Origin of the sequence: Tabrizicola sp. (genome assembly GCF_041911175.1) — a bacterium.
GTDB lineage: Bacteria > Pseudomonadota > Alphaproteobacteria > Rhodobacterales > Rhodobacteraceae > Tabrizicola.
Window position 1 is genome coordinate 1 of record NZ_JAYRPN010000016.1, and the last position, 18,022, is coordinate 18,022.

Sequence of the window (18,022 nt, forward strand, 5' to 3'; positions counted from 1 at the left end):
CGACCGGGGGGCGGTGCATCAGGCCATCGAGCAGTATATCGGCGCGACGGCGAAGGTGTCGCTGCTGGACATCATGGGGGTGCCGCCCTGGGTGCCGCGACCGAACCGGCTGTTCACCGGGTCGGCGATGCGCGCGACGAAGCGGCTGGCGGACCGGGCCATCGAGGCGCGGAAGGCCGAGGGGGCGAAGGCGCCGCCGGATTTGCTGGACCTGTTGATGGCGGGCTCGGACCCGGAGAGCGGGCGGCGGATGACGACGGCGGAACTGCGCGACAACCTCCTGACCTTCATCGTCGCGGGGCATGAGACGACAGCGCTGACCTTGAGTTGGGCTTTGTATCTCTGCGCCTTCGACCCTGCCGTGCAGGCGGCGGCGCGGGAGGAAGCGGCGGGGGTGCTGGGCGACCGGGCGGCGACGGTGGCGGACCTGCCCGCCCTGCCGCTGGTGCGGCGGATCGTGGACGAGGCGTTGCGGATGTATCCCCCGGCGGCGTTCCTCTCCCGCACCGCGATGGCGGCGGATACCCTGTGTGACCGCGAAGTCCGCCCCGGTGACACGGTGATCCTGCCGATCTATGCGCTGCACCGGCACCGGCTGCTCTGGGAGGAGCCGGACGCCTTCCGGCCTGACAGGTTCGCCGATCCGAAGACGGTCCCCCGGTTCCAGTACCTGCCCTTCGGCGATGGCCCGCGCGTCTGCATCGGCGCGTCCTTCGCCCTGCAGGAGGCGGTGATCATCCTGGCCACCCTTCTGGCGCGGTTCCGGTTCTCAGCCATTCCGGGGAAGGAGCCGAAGCCGGTGATGATCCTGACGCTGCGGCCGCAGGGCGGGGTCTGGCTGAGGGTGGAGCGCGCCTGAACCTCGTCGTGCGCCTTCGGCTTCTCCTCGGGGAGGCGCGAGTTGCGAGGAGCGACGAGCGGTCCTTCAGGTGAACCGGTTGTCCCGCGGGAAGCCGCGTGGGGCCATCTTGCCCGCGCTGGCGCGGGCGCCGGTCCATTCGAGGAGGTCGGTTTCGGTGCGGGTGCGACCGGCGGGGTCCTTCCAGGACAGGCCCTCGGCCTTCGTGAAGGTGATCGCGTCGGACAACCCGCCGTCCTTGTACTTCTGCAACCTCACGCCCTTGCCCTTGGCCATTTCCGGCAGTTCGGACAATGAAAAAACCAGCATTTTCCGGTTGTCGCCCACCACCGCGATGCTGTCGCCGCTGACGGGGGTGCAGACGGCGGTCTTAACGCCGTCGCGCGTCGTCAGGACAGCTTTCCCGGCCTTGGTCTGGGCCAGCAGCTCTTCCGACGGCACGATGAACCCGTCGCCTGCGCTGGAGGCAAGCAGGAATTTCTGTCCGGGCCGGTAGATGATCAGATCGGTGATCCCGGTGTCGTTCGGCAGGTCGACCATCAGGCGCACCGGCTCTCCCATGCCGCGGCCTCCGGGGAGGTTAGCGCCAAGGAGGGTGAAGAAGCGGCCATTCTCTGCCACCAGCAGGATCTTGTCGGTGGTCTCGGCATGGAAGGCGAAGCGGGGGCCGTCGCCGTCCTTGAACTTCTGTTCCTGGCCAAGATCGACATGGCCTTTCATCGCCCTGATCCAGCCCATCTTCGAGCAGATCACGGTGATCGGCTCGCGGTCGATCATCGCCTCGTAGGGGATGTCCTCGATCTCGGTCGCGTCGGCGAACTGGGTGCGGCGGGCACCCAATGCGGTGCCCTTGCCGTAGAGCTTGCGAACTTCGTCCAGCTCCTTCCCGATCCGCTTCCACTGGCGGCGCTCGCTGTCCAGCAGGTCGGCGAGGTCGGACCGTTCCTTCATCAAGGCGTCGCGCTCGGCGTTCAGCTCCATCTCCTCCAGCCGCCGCAGACTGCGCAGCCGCATGTTGAGGATGGCCTCGGCCTGGACCTCGGTCAGCTCGCCATCGGTCGTGGTCGGGGGGCGGTAATCCTTTTCCGACGTGGCGCGGATGTGCGATTTCGACCAGTCCTCGGCCATCAGCGCGGCCTTGGGGTCGTCGTCGTATCGGATAATGTCAATCACGCGGTCGAGGTTCAGGAAGGCGATGAGCAGGCCTTCCAGCACCTCCAGCCTTGCGTCGATCTTCTCGATCCGGTGCAGGGACCGCCGCCGCAGCACGTCGCGGCGGTGGTCGAGGAAGGCGCGCAGCACTTCCTTCAGCGAGCAGACCTTCGGCACCTTGCCGTCGATCAGCACGTTCATGTTCAGTGAGAACCGCACTTCAAGGTCGGAGTTCTTGAACAGGCTGCCCATCAGGACATCGGGCTCAACCGTCCGCGCCCGGGGTTCCAGGATCAGCCGGATATCCTCGGCGGATTCGTCGCGGACGTCGGCCAGAAGCGGCACCTTCTTGATCTGGATAAGCTCGGCCAGCTTCTCGATCAGCTTCGACTTCTGCACCTGGAAGGGGATCTCGGTGACGACGATCTGCCAGGTGCCGCGGCCGAGGTCCTCAACCTGCCACTTGGCGCGCAGGCGGAAGGCGCCGCGGCCTGCCTTGTAGGCCTCAAGGATCGAGTCACGCGGCTCCACGATAACCCCGCCGGTCGGGAAATCCGGGCCGGGGATCAGGGCGACCAGCGCCTCGTCGGTAAGGTCCGGATCGGCAAGCAGCGCCTGGCAACCGTCGATCAGCTCATCCAGGTTGTGCGGCGGGATGTTCGTCGCCATGCCGACCGCGATGCCGCTGGAGCCGTTGGCGAGAAGGTTCGGGAAGGCCGCGGGCAGGACGACGGGCTCCTCAAGGCGGCCATCGTAGTTCGGGCGGAAGTCGACGGCGGTCTCGTCGATGCCCTCCATCAGCGCCTCGGCGGCGTGGGTGACGCGGGCCTCGGTGTAGCGGGAGGCCGCCGGGTTGTCGCCGTCGATGTTGCCGAAGTTGCCCTGCCCGTCGACCAGCGGGTAGCGCATGTTGAAATCCTGCGCGAGCCGCGCCATCGCGTCATAGATCGCCTGGTCGCCGTGGGGGTGGAAATCCCCCATCGTGTCGCCGCTGATCTTGGCCGATTTCAGGAATCCCCCGGTCGGCGTCAGCCGCAGCCGCCGCATCGCCCAGAGGATTCGCCGGTGGACCGGCTTCAACCCGTCGCGCGCATCCGGCAGGGCGCGGTGCATGATCGTGGACAGCGCATAGGTCAGATACCGCTCGCCGATGGCGCGGGAGAGCGGTTCGGAGGTGGTCAGGCCTTCCGGCCCCTCGATCTTGGGCTCGTCGTCTTCGACACTCATGGATGTGGTGTAGGCAAAACCATGCCGCCGGTCCAGATGGCATCGCGGTCAAGGGAACCAACGTCAGGGTTGTGGATTTTTCTTCCACTCGCCCACCGGCCCTGTGCTAAGACCGGCGCAGTATAGGAACGGACCATCATGCTGCGTATGACCTTGATTCTGTGTATCGGCATGTATGCCGCCCTGATGATTGCAGGCGTCGATCGCGGGCAATTGCGCCCCGGCCTGGCGGAAGCGGCGGCGAAGGCAGCGCATGCGGGTGCGGTGGCGGATGATTCGGAGCCGATGGTGACCGAGGCCGTCGCCGCTGTGGAACCGCCTGCGCCTGTCGTCGAGGCTGCGGCGCCGGTCGCGCAGGAAACCACTGTCGCGGAAGCCGAGCCGGAGCCCTATGTCGAACCCGCCCGCACTGTCGTGACGGAAGTGCCGGAGCCGATCTTCTCGCTGGCCTCGGTCGGGAATGAGGCAGTACCCGCTGCCGAATCCACAGCCGTGACGCCCGAAGTGCCGGACGGCGGCCAGGGGACGATCTGGTACGTCAACGCGAGTTCCGTCAACGTCCGCGCCGAACCCTCGACCGACGCCGAGATTGTCGGGCGGCTGGCGAGCGGCGAGGCGACGCTGATGGTCCAGGCCGTCGATGCCGACTGGGCGCGGATCGTGATCCAGGGCGACGGGGTGGAAGGCTTCGTCGCGTTGCGCTACCTGAGCGCCGAGGCCCCCTGACGGGCCTGTCGCCCGGGGGCCTTGATGACCGAACGTTCGATCCTGATCACCGGATGCTCCTCGGGCATCGGGCTTGATGCCGCCCGGGGGATGAAGGCGCGCGGCTGGCGGGTCTTCGCGACCTGCCGGCAGGAGGCGGATTGCGAAAGGCTGCGGGCGGAAGGGCTGGAAAGCTTCCGGCTGGACTATGCCGACGAGGTCAGCATCGCCGCTGCGGTGGCGGAAGTGGTGGCGCGGACGGGTGGCACGCTTGACGCGCTTTACAACAACGGCGCCTTCGCCTGCCCCGGCGCGGTCGAGGACCTGCCGCGCGGCGCCTTGCGGGAAATCTTCGAGACCAATCTCTTCGGCTATCACGACCTGACCCGCCGGGTGATTCCGCTGATGCGGGCGCAGGGCCACGGGCGGATCGTCAACTGCTCCTCGGTCTTGGGGCTGGTGGGCATGACCTGGCGCGGGGCCTATGTCGCGACCAAGTTCGCGATGGAGGGGCTGACCGATGTCCTGCGGATCGAGATGAAGGGAACCGGGATCGCGGTGATCCTGATCGAGCCAGGGCCGATCGCCACGCGAATCCGCGAGAATGCGGTGCCGCATTTCGAACGCTGGATCGACTGGGAAAACTCGGCGCGGCGCGAGCAGTATGTCAGTCTGCGCGGACGGCTTTATGACAAGAAGGTGAAGAAGGACACCTTCGAGCTGGGGCCCGAGGCGGTGACGGCGAAGCTGGTTCGCGCGCTGGAGGACCGGCGGCCCAGGGCGCGCTATTATGTGACGACGCCGACCTACGCGATGGGATTCCTGCGCAGGGTCCTGCCGACCCGGGCGTTGGACTGGCTGATCGCCAAGGGGTGAGGTCTAAAATTTTTCGCGAAAAATTTTAGATGGCCAGTGTCGGTGAGAATTGACTTCGCTTTCCGCCCGCGCGCGCCTAGATCAAGGGCAAAGGGAGTACGCCGATGTTTTCCGATCCGCTGTTCGCCTTTGCGACCATCGCCTGCCTGGTGGTGCTGGCAATCCTGCTGTTCGGCATCGGCACCTTCGCCAAGGGGGGCGAGTTCAACAGACGCAATGCCAACAAGATCATGCGCTGGCGGCTCGGGGTACAGTTCGTGGCGGTGGTGCTGATCGTCGCCTTCGCCTGGCTGCGGTCGAGAGGGTAGGTCATGGTCGTCCTGTCGAAGATCTACACCCGGACCGGCGACGCGGGGCAGACCGCTCTGGGCAACGGCACGCGGGTCGCGAAGCATTCGCCCCGGGTTTCGGCCTATGGCACGGTGGACGAGACCAACGCGACGGTGGGGCTGGCGCGGCTGCACGCGGGCGGCGAGATGGGCGAGGCGTTGAAGCGGATCTCGAACGATCTCTTCGATCTCGGCGCGGACCTCTGCACGCCGGACCGGCATCTGGACGCGACACGGGACTATCCGGCCCTGCGGATGATCGAGGGTCAGGTCACCCGGCTGGAACGCGAGATCGACGTGATGAACGACCGGCTGACGCCGCTCCGAAGCTTCATCCTGCCGGGCGGGTCGGTGCTGGCCGCGCAGCTGCACCTGTGCCGGACGGTCTGCCGCCGGGCCGAGCGGCTGGTGGTGGAACTGGCGGTGGAAGAGGACGTGAACCCGGACGCGGTGCGCTATCTGAACCGCCTCAGCGACTGGTTCTTCGTCGCCGGTCGCATCGCCAACGATGACGGCAAGGATGACGTGCTCTGGGTCCCCGGCCTGACGCGCTGAACGGCTGATCGGCGCTGACGATCAAAACGCGGCGTCGGGTCGCGGAAACCTGTCGCATTTGCTCTGTTCCGACCGGCTGCCTTCCGGTAACAGGCGGGCGAGAGCTTGTGCGGGCGTCGGCCTGCGTCGGATGAGGAGTGCGGCCCATGAAGGTTCTGGTCCCGGTCAAGCGGGTGATCGACTACAACGTGAAAGTGCGCGTCAAGGCGGACGGGTCGGGGGTTGACCTCGCGAACGTCAAGATGAGCATGAACCCCTTCGACGAGATCGCGGTGGAAGAGGCGATCCGGCTGAAGGAGAAGGGCGTGGCGACCGAGGTGGTCGTCGTCTCCATCGGCGTCAAGCAGGCGCAGGAAACGCTGCGCAACGCGCTGGCGATGGGCGCCGACCGGGCGATCCTGATCGAGGCGGCTGCGGACGTGCATACCGACATCGAGCCTTTGGCGGTGGCGAAGCTGCTGGCTGCGGTCGTCAAGGAAGAACAGCCGGGCCTCGTTCTTTGCGGCAAGCAGGCGATCGACAACGACATGAACGCGACCGGGCAGATGCTGGCGGCATTGCTCGGCTGGTCGCAGGGCACCTTCGCCTCGGAAGTGGCGATCGAGGGCGACAAGGCCAAGGTGACGCGGGAAGTGGACGGCGGCTTGCAGACGATCACCGTCAAGATGCCGACGATCATCACCGTCGACCTGCGCCTGAACGAGCCGCGCTATGCGTCCTTGCCGAACATCATGAAGGCCAAGGCCAAGCCGCTGGCGACGAAGACGCCCGCCGATTATGGCGTCGACGTTGCGCCCCGCCTGTCGGTCGTCAAGACCGTCGAGCCTGCGGGCCGCAAGGCCGGGGTCCGGGTCGGTTCGGTCGACGAGCTGATTGCGAAACTGAAAGACGAAGCGGGGGTGCTCTGAGATGGCCGTTCTTCTTCTGGCGGATGTGGTCGACGGCAAACTGGCGACCGACCAGGTGGCGAAGACCCTGACTGCAGTGAAATCGCTGGGCCCGGTGACGGTTCTGGTTGCCGGTCAGGGCGGCGACGCGGCGGCGGCGGAAGCGGCGACGCTGGCCGGGGTCACGAAGGTCCTTTTCGCTGACGACCACGCCTATTGCCACGGGATGTCCGAACCCACCGCCGCGCTGGTGGTGTCGCTGGCCGGGGACTACGAGCACATCGTTGCCCCTTCGGGCGCGCTGTCGAAGTCGGTGCTGCCGCGCGCTGCGGCGCTGCTCGACGTGATGGTGATCTCGGAAGTGCTGGGCGTGGTTGACGGGTCCACCTTCGAGCGCCCGATCTATGCCGGGAACGCGATCCAGACGGTGAAGTCGTCGGACGCGAAGAAGGTGATGACCATCCGCACCGCGACCTTTGACGCGGCGGGCAAGGGCGGCTCGGCCCCGGTCGAGAAGGTTTCGGCTTCGGTCGATGGCGGGCTTTCGGCCTGGGTCGAGGACAAGGTGGCGTCCTCGGATCGTCCCGAGCTCACCTCGGCCGGGATCGTCGTTTCGGGCGGTCGTGGCGTGGGTAGCCAGGCCGACTTCGCGCTGATCGAGAAGCTGGCGGACAAGCTGAACGCCGCCGTCGGTGCCTCGCGGGCTGCGGTGGACTCGGGCTATGCGCCGAACGACTGGCAGGTCGGGCAGACCGGCAAGGTCGTGGCGCCGGACCTTTATGTCGCCGTCGGCATCTCGGGCGCGATCCAGCATCTCGCCGGGATGAAGGATTCGAAGGTCATCGTCGCGATCAACAAGGACGAAGAGGCGCCGATCTTCCAGGTTGCCGACTATGGCCTGGTCGCGGACCTTTTCACCGCCGTGCCGGAGCTGATCGAGAAGCTGTAAGCGCAGCGCGCTGTAGCGCACCCTACGGGATCGGGGGCCGCCGTCGGGCGGCCCTTTTCACATCAGGCCGCGCAACACCGGGGCCAGGCGATCGGCCACCTCGGCATGGACGGCGGCGCCGGGCAGGCAGGCGGCTTGCGCCGCCTCGGTCTCGGGGTAGGTCATGTCGAACGGCGCCATCGCCCGGGCACGCGGGCTGGGCACCGCCAGGACCGTGGCCGAAACCTCGAAGCGCAGCGCATCGATCATCGCCCGGTCGATGAACAAGGGCACGCGGTCCAACCCCTCGGCCCGGTCCGGCACCGCCGCATCCCCCATCCAGAGCAGCAGCCGCCGCACCGGCAGCGCCGCCAGCAACTGCCGCATCTTCGCCAGCCAGTTCTGCTTCAGCCCCTGCACGACCTGCACGAACACCGCCGCATCGCTGCGCTGTAGCACCTGCAACAGGTGACGGGTGAAGTGGATCTCGGCGAAATCCACCTGCGGGAACAGCGCGCGCAGGGCGGGTGTGGCGGCAAGGAAACGGTCGTTCCGGCGGCTGTGGACGGAGTAGAACGGGTTCGACAGCGCCTCGGCTCCGGTGATCTGCACCACAGCGGACCTTGCGCCTGCAGCAATCTCCAGAAGGCCCGGATCGGAGAGATAGAAATCGGGCCCGGCGTTCAGCCCGCCGAGATTCACCACCTGCCGCCCCAGCGCCTGTTCCACCAGCGCCGGATAGGGCCGGTCGACATATTTGCCGAAGGTCGCCGAGCCGCCCAGCATGGCGACGTAAGGCCGTGAAAGGTCGCACTCCGGCCCCCGGAACAGCGATTTCGACGCGCCGTACCGGCATGGCACATAGTCAGGCGCCCCCGCGCCCGCATCCAGCATCAGCATCACACACCCGATTGCAGTCTACCCAAGGCAAAGCCTGGCCGAAATGGGTTGCCGAATGGCTAAAATCGGGCGGTTGGCTAAAGGTCTAGGCATTTCCCCCCGTGCCTTGCGCCGGGGGGGCCAGCCGGGCATAACCGGGGGCGACAGATGGAGGATTTCGCAATGGGGATCGAGCTGGTGGGCATTGTCGGCGCCGGGCAGATGGGCAACGGCATCGCCCATGTCTTCGCGCTGGCGGGCTATGACGTTCTTCTGAACGACATTTCCGCCGAAGGGCTGGAAAAGGCGCTTGCCACCATCGAGAAGAACATCGAACGCCAGGTCTCGCGCGGGAAGGTGCTGCCTGCCGACAAGCGCGCCGCGCTGGAGCGGATCAAGACGACGCTGAAGCTTGCCGACCTTGGGCAGTGCGACCTGATCATCGAGGCCGCGACCGAGCGCGAGACGGTGAAGCAGGCGATCTTCGAGGACCTGCTGCCGCATCTGAAGCCCACGACGATCCTGACCTCGAACACCTCTTCGATCTCGATCACCCGCCTCGCCTCGCGCACCGACCGGCCGGAAAAGTTCATGGGCTTCCACTTCATGAACCCGGTGCCGGTGATGCAGCTGGTGGAGCTGATCCGGGGCATCGCCACCGACGAGGCGACCTGGGAAGCGCTGCACGAGGTGGTCCGCAAGCTCGGCAAGACCGCCGCCTCAGCCGAGGATTTCCCGGCCTTCATCGTCAACCGCATCCTGATGCCGATGATCAACGAGGCGGTCTATACGCTGTACGAGGGCGTGGGCTCGGTGAAGTCGATCGACGAGTCGCTGAAGCTTGGGGCCAACCACCCGATGGGGCCGCTGGAGCTGGCGGATTTCATCGGGCTGGATACCTGCCTTGCCATCATGAACGTGCTGCACGAGGGGCTGGCGGATACCAAGTACCGGCCTTGTCCGCTGTTGACGAAATATGTCGAGGCCGGGTGGCTGGGGCGGAAGACGCAGCGGGGGTTCTATGATTATCGCGGGGAAGTGCCGGTGCCGACGCGGTAGATTCAGCCTTTGCCGGAAGGTACTTTTTCCCAAGCGCCATAGAAGTTTACGCCTCGCTGGCGACCGCCTTCGGTCTCCGCGTCCAAGCTCACCCTGATCCAGGGAGGACCGGGCGCTTGGTAATTCAACACCCAGGCAAATGTCCCCACCATATCGCCTTCGCGAACGCGAGTTACGCCTGAGACAAGGCCGTAGTCTCGCTCCGCAAGTTCAAGCATCCTGCGGTGCAGACGGATGGATTCTGAGGTCATCTGCTGGAGGCGGAGCGAGATCAAGTCACGCTCTGGAATGTCATCGTCATGATTGATCATGATCACATGGTCTCGCGCGCTGCTTGGCACCAACACTACGCCCGGTCCTTCAACCCCAGCGTATGTTCCCTGAGCCAGGCCAGGAACCCCCTCGGGTTGCCCTCCCAGTTCTTCAGCTCCTCCGCCGGGATCGGCTCCCCGATCACGGGCCGCGTGGGCCGGAACAGGCAGCGCTTGATCTCGTAGAGCAGCAACCCCTGCCGCAGTGTGTCGCTCAGCTGGTTGGCGATCTGGAACATCCGGCTGTTCTGGCCGGGGAAGAACACCGGCAGGATCGTCGCCCCGGTGGACCGCACGATCTTGTGGGTGAAGACGTTCCATTCGCCTTCCACCGCCGGGCCCCACCAGCCTTCGGACATCGCGACCTTGCCCGCCGGGAACAGGATGATCACCCCCCCGGCCTTCAGATGCGCCATCGTCTCGTCCCGCATCTGCAGGCCAAGCTCGCGGGCGTTGTCCTCGTGTGGGAAGGGGACGGGGATCATGAACTCCTCGACCTCGGGGATACCGGTGAGAAGCGAGCGGGTCAGGATCTTGAAGTCCGACCGCACACGGTTGATCATCTCGGCCAGCACCATCCCGTCGACCAGCCCCGAAGGGTGGTTCGACACCACGACCAGCGGGCCGGTCGCCGGGATGCGCGCAATCTCTTCCGGCGGGGTGTCGATGCGGATGCCCATGTGGCGGATCGCCTTGGGCCAGAAGGGCGCACCATGCGGGGCGCCGGATTTCTCGAAGCTGCGGATCAGGCTGAGAAGGCGCAGCTTGGCGGTCAGCCATTCCAGCGCGCGGATCGTCCCGGCCTTCCAGGGGTTCTTGAAGGTTCCGGCATAGGAAAGCCGCCGCATGTCATACTGGCGGTCAGCCGGACCGGCCGCAGACGTCGGCGTCTCGGTGGCGATCTGGCTGTGGTCGGTCACGAAACGGCTATCCCCGGCAGGTGCCCGGAACGAGTCAGGGCATCCGCCTCAATAGTCCTCTCCGAAGCGCGCCGCAACAAGGGCCTCCAGCGCATCGGCGAGTTTCTCCGCATCCTCGCCAGAGCACGTCACGTCAATCGTCGTGCCCCGAGAGGCGCCCAGCATCAGAAGACCCATGATCGAATCGCCCGACACTTCCATCCCGTCCTTGGCGACGGTGGCGCGGGCTTCATGCGCCTCGACCACCTCGACGAACTTGGCGCTGGCCCGGGCGTGCAGGCCCTTTTCGTTGACGATGCGGAAGGTGCGGCTGGTCATCTCGTCCCTCAAGCCCCGCCTCCCAGGTCAAGACTGTTGATGTACTTGCGGCCTGCGTCCAGCGCGGCGGCCACCGCCTCGGGTACGGCAAGATCGCGCGACTTGGCAAGCTTGATCAGCATCGGCAGGTTCGCGCCATAGAGGATACGGCGGCCCGAGGTGGCGCAGGCGGGCAGCGACAGGTTGGACGGCGAGCCGCCGAACATGTCCGTCACCAGCACCACGCCCTGCCCGGTATCGACGGCATCGGCAGCGGCGCAGATCTCGGCCTGCTTGGCGGAACGGTCGTGGTCATCCTCGATGGAAATCGCGCGGACTCCGTCCTGTCGCCCCACCACATGCTCGACCGCCGAGAGGTATTCCCGCGCCAGACCGCCATGTGCCACGATCACGATACCGATCAAGCGCCTGCCACCTTCGTTGCGTCCGGCTGCTGCGTGGCAGCCTTGCGTTCCAGTTCCCGGTGACGTTTTGACACCGGCCAGCCTGCCTCTGCAAGCGCCTTACCGACCATTTCCGCAACGGCCACCGACCTGTGTTGCCCGCCGGTGCAGCCAAAGCCGATGGCGAGATGGGCCTTGCCTTCCTCCAGATGGGCCGGAAGGAGAAAGACGAGAAGCTCGCTCACCCGCCGGAAGAATTCGTCGAAGCGCGGGTCGGCGCGGACGAAGGCGACGACATCCGGATCGCGCCCGTCCAGCGCCCGCAGGGCCGGTTGCCAATGGGGATTCGCCAGGAACCGGCAGTCGAAGATCATGTCCATCCCGCGCGGAGTGCCACGCTTGTAGCTGAAGGACTGGACCGAGACGGAAAGCCGCCCCGAGAGCGTGATGTCGAAGATCGCCGCCAAGTCCGCCTTCAGGTCGTGCTGGGTCAGTTCGGTGGTGTCGATCAGGTGGTCGGCGCGGACCCGGATCGGGGCGAGCAGGTCGATCTCGCGCTCGATGCCCTGCGCGGGGGTCTCGTTCGGGGCCAGCGGGTGGCGGCGGCGGGTTTCCGAATAGCGCTGGATCAGCACGCCGGGGGCGCAGTCGAGATACAGCACCTCAAGGTCGACGCGCGGGTCGCGGGTGAGGCTGTCGATCAATTCGATGAGCGCGGTGGCGTTGAAGTCGCGGTTGCGCACGTCCAGCCCCAGCGCGATGGGGCGGCCCAGCGGCGCGCCTTCGACCAGGCGGGGAACCAGCGACAGGGGGATGTTGTCGATGCCTTCATAGCCCAGGTCCTCCAGCACCCGGATCGCCGTCGTCCGCCCGGCGCCCGAGGGGCCGGTGACGAAGACGAGGCGGTGGTCGTGTGCGGTGTCGGGTGTCATCTGGGGGTCCGGCGCTGTCATGCCTGCCGTCCGTGGCGAAGATAGAGCATCAGCGCGTCGGGAAGATGGTCATTCTGCGGGTGCAGCACAAGGGGAAGCGCAACTCCCAGGATTGTGACCGTGCGTCGGGGCGGCAGGCGGTCGGGCTCCGGCTGGCCAAGGTCGGCGACCAGCCGGATCACGGCACTTGGCAAAGCGGGCGCCCGCAGGACCCCGACCCCGCGCACCTCGATCAGCCCCTGCAGGTCCGGGTTCGGGCAGGTGGCCCGAAGTTCGCCGCCGACGACCGTCAGCCGGGTCCGGTCATCGGAAACCAGCGCGGCCCCCAGCGACACGAGACGCAGGGCCAGCGACGACTTGCCCGCGCCGGACGGCCCGAGGATCAGCAGCCCGCCTCCGTCGATGGCAACCGTGGTGGCGTGCAGTGTCTCGCCGACCGCGGTCACACCGGCAGGCCGACGACGAAGCGAGCGCCCAGCGGGTCCGAGGCCGGGTCGGCTGCGGTCGGGCGGATGTTCTCGGCCCAGATCACCCCGCCATGCGCTTCCACGATCTGCTTGGAAATGGCGAGGCCAAGGCCCGAATGCTTGCCGAACTCCGCCTGCGGACGTTCCGAATAGAACCGCTTGAAGACCTTGGTCAGCGCCTGTTCCGGGATGCCCGGCCCGGTATCTTCCACCACGATCAGCACCCGGTTCTCGCGCCGCCGTGCCCAGACGCGGACGGCATCGCCCTCTTCGCAGAAGGAAATCGCGTTGGTGACGAGGTTCACGAAGACCTGCGCCAGCCGTGCCTCCAGCCCGTGGATGCTGATCGTGTCGGAGGGCAGGTCGATGATGAAATCCACCCCCTTCTCGCCCGCCTGCTGCGACAGATACTGGCAGAGGTTCGACAGGGTCTTGAGAAGGTTGAACTCCTCTTCCTCCTCCTTCACCAGCTCCGAATCCAGCCGCGAGGCGTTGGAGATGTCGCTGACCAGCCGGTCCAGGCGGCGGACGTCGTGTTCGATCACGTCCAGAAGCTTGTCGCGGTGTTCGTCCTTCTTCACGAAGCGCAGCGATCCGACCGCCGACCGCAAGCTGGCCAGCGGGTTCTTGATCTCATGCGCCACGTCGGCGGCGAACTGTTCGTTGGCGTCGATCCGGTCATACAGCGCGGAAACCATGCCCCGCATGGCGACCGACAGCCGCCCGATTTCGTCCGGTCGCGCCGCAAGGTCGGGGATACGGACACGGGAGGGGGCCACCCGACGGGAATCCCGGTCACGGCCCACTTCGGCGGCGGCGGCAAGGTCGGACAGCGGGTTCGAGATGGTCGAGGCCAGCATCAGGCTGAGGCTGATCGACAGCACCACGGCCAAGAGGAACATCTGCAGGATCTGCTCGCGCTCGTAGCGGACCAGCCGGTCGATCTCCTGGCTGTTCGAGGTGATAGCGACCACGCCGACCATGTCTCCGGCAACGTCGATGGGGGTCGCGACGGTAAAGTAGATGCTGCCCTCACCGTTGCGGGTGACGCGGGTCACCACGTCGCCGCCGCGCGCACCTTCGAAAGCCGCGCGCGCATTGTCCGCCGGGTCGATGGTGGCGGTCCGCTCGGCGCGGCTTTGCCGGAACAGCACCGTCACCACGTTCCAGACCCCTTCCAGGAAATCGGTCAGGATCGTCGGCTGGTCCGGGTTGGTCACCAGCGTCCCCGTCCCCTGCCCCACGCGCGAGGCCAGAAGCTCGCCGGTCGGGTCGAACACGAAGACCTCCAGCACCGGGTCAAGTTCGATGTCCTGCAACGGCGTGCGGAAGTCGAAACCGAGATTTCCGCTGCGCAGATGCGCCTCATAGACCGAGGCGATCAATTCCGCCTGCCGGACCATGCCCAATTGCCGTTGCAGCGCCAGGCTGTCCCGGAACGGGTTCATGAACAGAACCCCAACCGCCAGCAGGACCAGCGCCGTCAGGTTGAAGACGATGATCTTCCGCGCCAGCGGCGAGCGGTTCAGCCCGACGATGCTGCGCCCGCCCCGGCCTTCCTTCAGCCGCTCGACAGTGGCGTCGGGGGATACCCAGTCCTCGCCCAGAAGAACGTCACCCGACCGCTTGGGCCTGATGTCATTGGGGGAAATCCGGGGGGCCGAGGACATGTCTTGCGGCCGTCACTCTTCGTTGTAGCGGTAGCCGATACCGTAAAGCGTCTCGATCGCCGAGAAGGTGTCATCGACCGTCCGCATCTTCTTGCGCAGCCGCTTGATGTGGCTGTCGATGGTGCGGTCGTCGACATAGACCTGGTCGTCATAGGCCACGTCCATCAGCTGATCGCGCGACTTCACGAAGCCGGGCCGCTGCGCCAAGGCCTGCAACAGCAGGAATTCGGTCACCGTCAGCGCGACCTCTTTCCCCTTCCAGGTCACGGAATGGCGCAGCGGGTCCATCCTGAGCGCGCCGCGTTCCATCATCCGGGTTTCCTCGGTGGCCGCCGCCTCGCCGGTGTTGATCGCCTCCTGCCGACGCAGCAGCGCGCGGATGCGTTCGACCAGCAGGCGCTGGCTGAAGGGCTTCTTGACGTAGTCGTCCGCCCCCATGCGCAGGCCCAGCACCTCGTCGATCTCGTCGTCCTTCGAGGTCAGGAAGATCACCGGGATCGAGGTCTTCTGCCGCATCCGCTGCAGCAGGTCCATCCCGTCCATCCGCGGCATCTTGATGTCGAGGACAGCCATGTCCGGCATCCGGCGGCTGAACGCCTCGAACGCAGACTGGCCGTCGTTATAGGTTTCGACCTCGAAGCCTTCGGCCTCAAGCGTCATCGCGACCGAGGTCAGGATATTCCTGTCATCGTCGACGAGGGCGATGCGGGACATCTGCGTGCCTCCCTAAGAACTGCTGCTGCCTTATCGTTATTTTGCGTTCATTTTCAGGCGTTGGGGGCGGATAATCAACACAAAATCGAATCACCCCCGAAACAAGGGCCGGAAGGGTGGCAATTTCGCCAATCCCGACAACAATTCCGGTCGCATTCGGCCATTGCCCGGGTCTGGTGGCGCTAACGCCGGAATGATTGCGCTAACTGTTTGAAATCACGCTATTCTCGTGCGAAAATCCCATGCTATAGGCCCATTATGGCCCGCCCCCACAAGGGCTTGTCACGGCATTCATTGGCCCGGGTGCCGATCTTTTGGAACCGCCGCATCACCCATGTGGCAGCAGGAGCTTGCAGGATGATCCAAGGACGCGTGAACCCCAATCAGACGCTGGAGACGCAAGGCATCACGGGTGTGGCGGTCGCCCACTACAACTATGCCGAGTCCGCGCTGGTCGAGGCCGCGATTTCCCGCGGCGAGGGTCGCCTGGGTCTTGGCGGCGCCTTCCTCTGCGAGACGGGCAAGTTCACCGGCCGCTCGCCCAAGGACAAGTTCGTGGTCCGCACCGCGACGACGGAAGACACGATCTGGTGGGAAAACAACGCCGCCCTGTCGCCCGACGCCTATGCCCGCCTCAAGGCCGACATGCTGGAGCATGTGAAGGGGCGCGAGCTTTTCGTGCAGGACCTCTACGCCGGGGCCGACCCGATCCACCGGCTGGACGTGCGGGTGGTGACGGAACTCGCCTGGCACGGGCTTTTCATCCGCCATCTCCTCCGCCGCCCCGACCGGGCCGAGCTGGACGGCTTCACCCCGGAATGGACGATCATCAACTGCCCGTCGTTCAAGGCGGACCCGGCGCGCCACGGCTGCCGCACCGACACGGTGATCGCGCTGAACTTCGACGAGAAGACCGTGCTGATCGCCAACACCGCCTATGCGGGCGAAAACAAGAAGACCGTCTTCACCATCCTGAACTACCTGCTGCCCGCCAAGGGCGTGATGGCGATGCATTGCTCGGCCAACCATGCCGTCGGCAACCCGGTCGACGCCGCCGTCTTCTTCGGCCTGTCCGGCACCGGCAAGACCACGCTCTCCGCCTCGCCCGACCGCACGCTGATCGGCGATGACGAGCATGGCTGGTCCGACCGCGGCATCTTCAACTTCGAGGGCGGCTGCTACGCCAAGACCATCGACCTGTCGCCCGAGGCCGAGCCCGAGATCTATGCCACCACCCACCGCTTCGGCACCGTGGTGGAAAACATGGTCTACGACCCCGAAACGCTGGAACTGGACTTTTCCAACCGCAGCCTGACCGAAAACACCCGCTGCGCCTATCCGCTTGAGGCCATTTCGAACGCCAGCCCCACCGGCCTGGGCGGCCATCCCCGCCATGTGGTGATGCTGACCTGCGACGCTTTCGGCGTCCTTCCCCCCATCGCGCGGCTGTCGCCCGCGCAAGCGATGTATCACTTCCTCTCCGGCTTCACCTCCAAGGCCGCCGGGACGGAACGCGGCATCACCGAGCCGCAGCCCACCTTCTCCACCTGTTTCGGCGCCCCCTTCATGCCGCGCCGCCCCGAGGTCTACGGCAAGCTGTTGCAGGCCAAGATCGCCAAACACGGCGCTTCCTGCTGGCTGGTGAACACCGGCTGGACCGGCGGGGCCTATGGCACCGGCAAGCGGATGCCGATCAAGGCGACCCGCGCACTGCTGGCCGCCGCGCTGGACGGCTCCCTGGCGAATGCGAGCTTCCGCAAGGACCCGAACTTCGGCTTCGAGGTTCCGGTTTCGGTGCCCGGCGTCGACGCTGCCCTCCTCGACCCGCGCCGCACCTGGGCCGATCCGGCGGCTTATGACGCGCAAGCGGCGAAGCTGATCGGCATGTTCCAGAAGAACTTCGCGCAGTATGTGCCGCATATCGACGCCGATGTGAAAGCGGCGGCCATCGGCTGACACGCCCTCGTCGTGCGCCTTCGGCTTCTTCTCGGTCCCCCGGCGAGGAGAAGCGAAGCGCACGACGAGCGGTCAGAGAAGCGCCAGCCGCACCATGTTCAGGCCCGTCACCACCAGCAACCCCTGCGTCCAGCGGCGGAAGCGGAGCTGATCCAGCCGGTCCTGCACCCGGTAGCCGACGAACAGCCCCGCCAGTGCGGGCAGGCTGAGCGCCGCCGAAAAGCCCAGCGTCGCGGCGTTCAGCAGCCCGGTGCCCAGATGCGCCGCCAGCAGCGTCGCCGCCCCGATCAGGAACACCACCCCCTGCGCGCGGATCATCTGCCCCTTGTCGGCCCCGGTCGACAGGAGGAACACCAGCAGAGGCGGCCCCCAGATGCCCGACACCCCGCCATACAGCCCCCCGACCGCCCCCAGCGCCCATTCCGCCCGGTCGCGGTGGTCAAGGTGGATCGCCAGGCTCTGCCCCATCAGTTGCAGGCCCGCGAAGAGGGTGATCGGCAGGCCCAGCATCAACAGATAGACCACGCGCGGGATCGCATCGGCGAAGGGGGCGGAGATGACGATACCCACCACCGTCGCGATCAGGAAGCGGCGGTAGGTGAGCGAGGTCTCCCGCGCCGGTCCCACTCCCTGCCGGAACGCCTGGCTCAGGTTGGTGACCAGCGTCGGCAGGATCAGCCCGGCCAGCGCCAGATGCTGCGGCAGGAAGACCGCGAAGGCCGAGACCAAGATCATCGGCATGGCGAAGCCGACCGCGCCCTTCACGAAGCCCGCGAACAGCGTCACCGCCAGCGCCGCAAGGAACGCCTGCCCCGACAACCCTCCGCTGACCAGATCAAACATGACTTGCCCTTTCCGAACCATTGTGGCGCAATCGGTGCGACAGGAAAAGCAT

At 66.2% G+C, this 18,022-nt stretch carries 20 protein-coding genes; 9 read left to right on the top strand and 11 right to left on the bottom strand.

The features are described from left to right. On the top strand, positions 1-859 hold an 859-nt coding region (locus tag ACE3P6_RS01860), incomplete at its 5' end, for a cytochrome P450 (RefSeq protein ID WP_374391266.1). Positions 860-925: 66 nt separating this feature from the next. Here the strand turns inward: ACE3P6_RS01860 and parC are convergent. Beyond that, a complete protein-coding gene (gene parC, locus ACE3P6_RS01865; protein ID WP_374391267.1) occupies positions 926-3,238 on the bottom strand; it encodes a DNA topoisomerase IV subunit A in 2,313 nt (770 codons plus the stop codon). A gap of 138 nt (positions 3,239-3,376) precedes the next feature. Between parC and ACE3P6_RS01870 the strand changes: the two genes are divergently transcribed. The 6 genes from ACE3P6_RS01870 to ACE3P6_RS01895 all read left to right on the top strand — a co-directional run bounded on the left by ACE3P6_RS01870 (position 3,377) and on the right by ACE3P6_RS01895 (position 7,539). Beyond that, entirely contained in the window at positions 3,377-3,964 is a 588-nt protein-coding gene (locus ACE3P6_RS01870; protein WP_374391268.1) for an SH3 domain-containing protein, read from the top strand. Positions 3,965-3,988: 24 nt separating this feature from the next. Further along, positions 3,989-4,819, top strand: coding sequence for an SDR family oxidoreductase (locus ACE3P6_RS01875; RefSeq protein ID WP_374391269.1), 831 nt, complete (start codon positions 3,989-3,991; stop codon positions 4,817-4,819). 104 nt (positions 4,820-4,923) lie between these two features. Next, positions 4,924-5,127, top strand: a complete 204-nt coding sequence (locus tag ACE3P6_RS01880; RefSeq protein ID WP_374391270.1) for a twin transmembrane helix small protein — start codon at positions 4,924-4,926, stop codon at positions 5,125-5,127. Positions 5,128-5,130: 3 nt separating this feature from the next. Next, entirely contained in the window at positions 5,131-5,703 is a 573-nt protein-coding gene (locus ACE3P6_RS01885; protein ID WP_374391271.1) for a cob(I)yrinic acid a,c-diamide adenosyltransferase, read from the top strand. A gap of 146 nt (positions 5,704-5,849) precedes the next feature. Next, on the top strand, positions 5,850-6,611 hold the full coding sequence (locus tag ACE3P6_RS01890) for an electron transfer flavoprotein subunit beta/FixA family protein (protein WP_374391272.1): 762 nt from the start codon (positions 5,850-5,852) through the stop codon (positions 6,609-6,611). A 1-nt stretch (position 6,612) separates the two neighbouring features. Further along, positions 6,613-7,539 (top strand): electron transfer flavoprotein subunit alpha/FixB family protein, encoded by a 927-nt coding sequence (locus ACE3P6_RS01895; RefSeq protein ID WP_374391273.1) that lies wholly within the window; start codon positions 6,613-6,615, stop codon positions 7,537-7,539. A gap of 57 nt (positions 7,540-7,596) precedes the next feature. Here ACE3P6_RS01895 and ACE3P6_RS01900 read toward each other — a convergent pair whose 3' ends face one another. Further along, positions 7,597-8,418 (bottom strand): DUF6473 family protein, encoded by an 822-nt coding sequence (locus ACE3P6_RS01900; protein WP_374391274.1) that lies wholly within the window; start codon positions 8,416-8,418, stop codon positions 7,597-7,599. A 162-nt stretch (positions 8,419-8,580) separates the two neighbouring features. Here ACE3P6_RS01900 and ACE3P6_RS01905 point away from each other — a divergent pair, with 162 nt between their 5' ends. Continuing rightward, complete coding sequence (locus tag ACE3P6_RS01905; RefSeq protein WP_374391317.1) at positions 8,581-9,456, top strand: 3-hydroxybutyryl-CoA dehydrogenase; 876 nt, start codon at positions 8,581-8,583, stop codon at positions 9,454-9,456. 2 nt (positions 9,457-9,458) lie between these two features. On the opposite strand, the gene ACE3P6_RS01910 is transcribed toward ACE3P6_RS01905, so the two are convergent. Genes ACE3P6_RS01910 through ACE3P6_RS01945 form a run of 8 tightly spaced genes read right to left on the bottom strand, consistent with a single transcriptional unit; the run spans position 9,459 to position 15,171 of the window. Beyond that, positions 9,459-9,767, bottom strand: coding sequence for a hypothetical protein (locus ACE3P6_RS01910; protein ID WP_374391275.1), 309 nt, complete (start codon positions 9,765-9,767; stop codon positions 9,459-9,461). Positions 9,768-9,802: 35 nt separating this feature from the next. Beyond that, the gene (locus ACE3P6_RS01915; protein WP_374391276.1) at positions 9,803-10,687 is read right to left on the bottom strand and encodes a lysophospholipid acyltransferase family protein; all 885 of its coding nucleotides are present in this window, start codon (positions 10,685-10,687) and stop codon (positions 9,803-9,805) included. 48 nt (positions 10,688-10,735) lie between these two features. Beyond that, a complete protein-coding gene (locus ACE3P6_RS01920) occupies positions 10,736-11,005 on the bottom strand; it encodes an HPr family phosphocarrier protein (protein WP_374391277.1) in 270 nt (89 codons plus the stop codon). Positions 11,006-11,013: 8 nt separating this feature from the next. Beyond that, positions 11,014-11,409 carry a PTS sugar transporter subunit IIA gene (locus ACE3P6_RS01925; protein ID WP_294972464.1) on the bottom strand — a complete coding sequence of 132 codons (396 nt, stop codon included), beginning with the start codon at positions 11,407-11,409 and terminating at the stop codon, positions 11,014-11,016. Then, positions 11,406-12,320: an RNase adapter RapZ gene (gene rapZ / locus ACE3P6_RS01930; RefSeq protein WP_374391278.1), complete on the bottom strand. Its 915-nt coding sequence runs from the start codon at positions 12,318-12,320 to the stop codon at positions 11,406-11,408. Before rapZ ends, ACE3P6_RS01925 begins: the two co-directional genes overlap by 4 nt. A 17-nt stretch (positions 12,321-12,337) precedes the next feature. After that, complete coding sequence (locus tag ACE3P6_RS01935; RefSeq protein ID WP_374391279.1) at positions 12,338-12,766, bottom strand: HPr kinase/phosphorylase; 429 nt, start codon at positions 12,764-12,766, stop codon at positions 12,338-12,340. After that, on the bottom strand, positions 12,763-14,457 hold the full coding sequence (locus tag ACE3P6_RS01940; RefSeq protein WP_374373978.1) for a sensor histidine kinase: 1,695 nt from the start codon (positions 14,455-14,457) through the stop codon (positions 12,763-12,765). Before ACE3P6_RS01940 ends, ACE3P6_RS01935 begins: the two co-directional genes overlap by 4 nt. 12 nt (positions 14,458-14,469) lie before the next feature. Beyond that, on the bottom strand, positions 14,470-15,171 hold the full coding sequence (locus tag ACE3P6_RS01945) for a response regulator transcription factor (protein WP_294981577.1): 702 nt from the start codon (positions 15,169-15,171) through the stop codon (positions 14,470-14,472). Between the two features lie 357 nt (positions 15,172-15,528). Between ACE3P6_RS01945 and ACE3P6_RS01950 the strand changes: the two genes are divergently transcribed. After that, entirely contained in the window at positions 15,529-17,127 is a 1,599-nt protein-coding gene (locus ACE3P6_RS01950) for a phosphoenolpyruvate carboxykinase (protein WP_374391280.1), read from the top strand. A 72-nt stretch (positions 17,128-17,199) separates the two neighbouring features. Here ACE3P6_RS01950 and ACE3P6_RS01955 read toward each other — a convergent pair whose 3' ends face one another. Further along, positions 17,200-17,970 carry a sulfite exporter TauE/SafE family protein gene (locus tag ACE3P6_RS01955; protein ID WP_374391281.1) on the bottom strand — a complete coding sequence of 257 codons (771 nt, stop codon included), beginning with the start codon at positions 17,968-17,970 and terminating at the stop codon, positions 17,200-17,202. Positions 17,971-18,022: the final 52 nt, after the last annotated feature.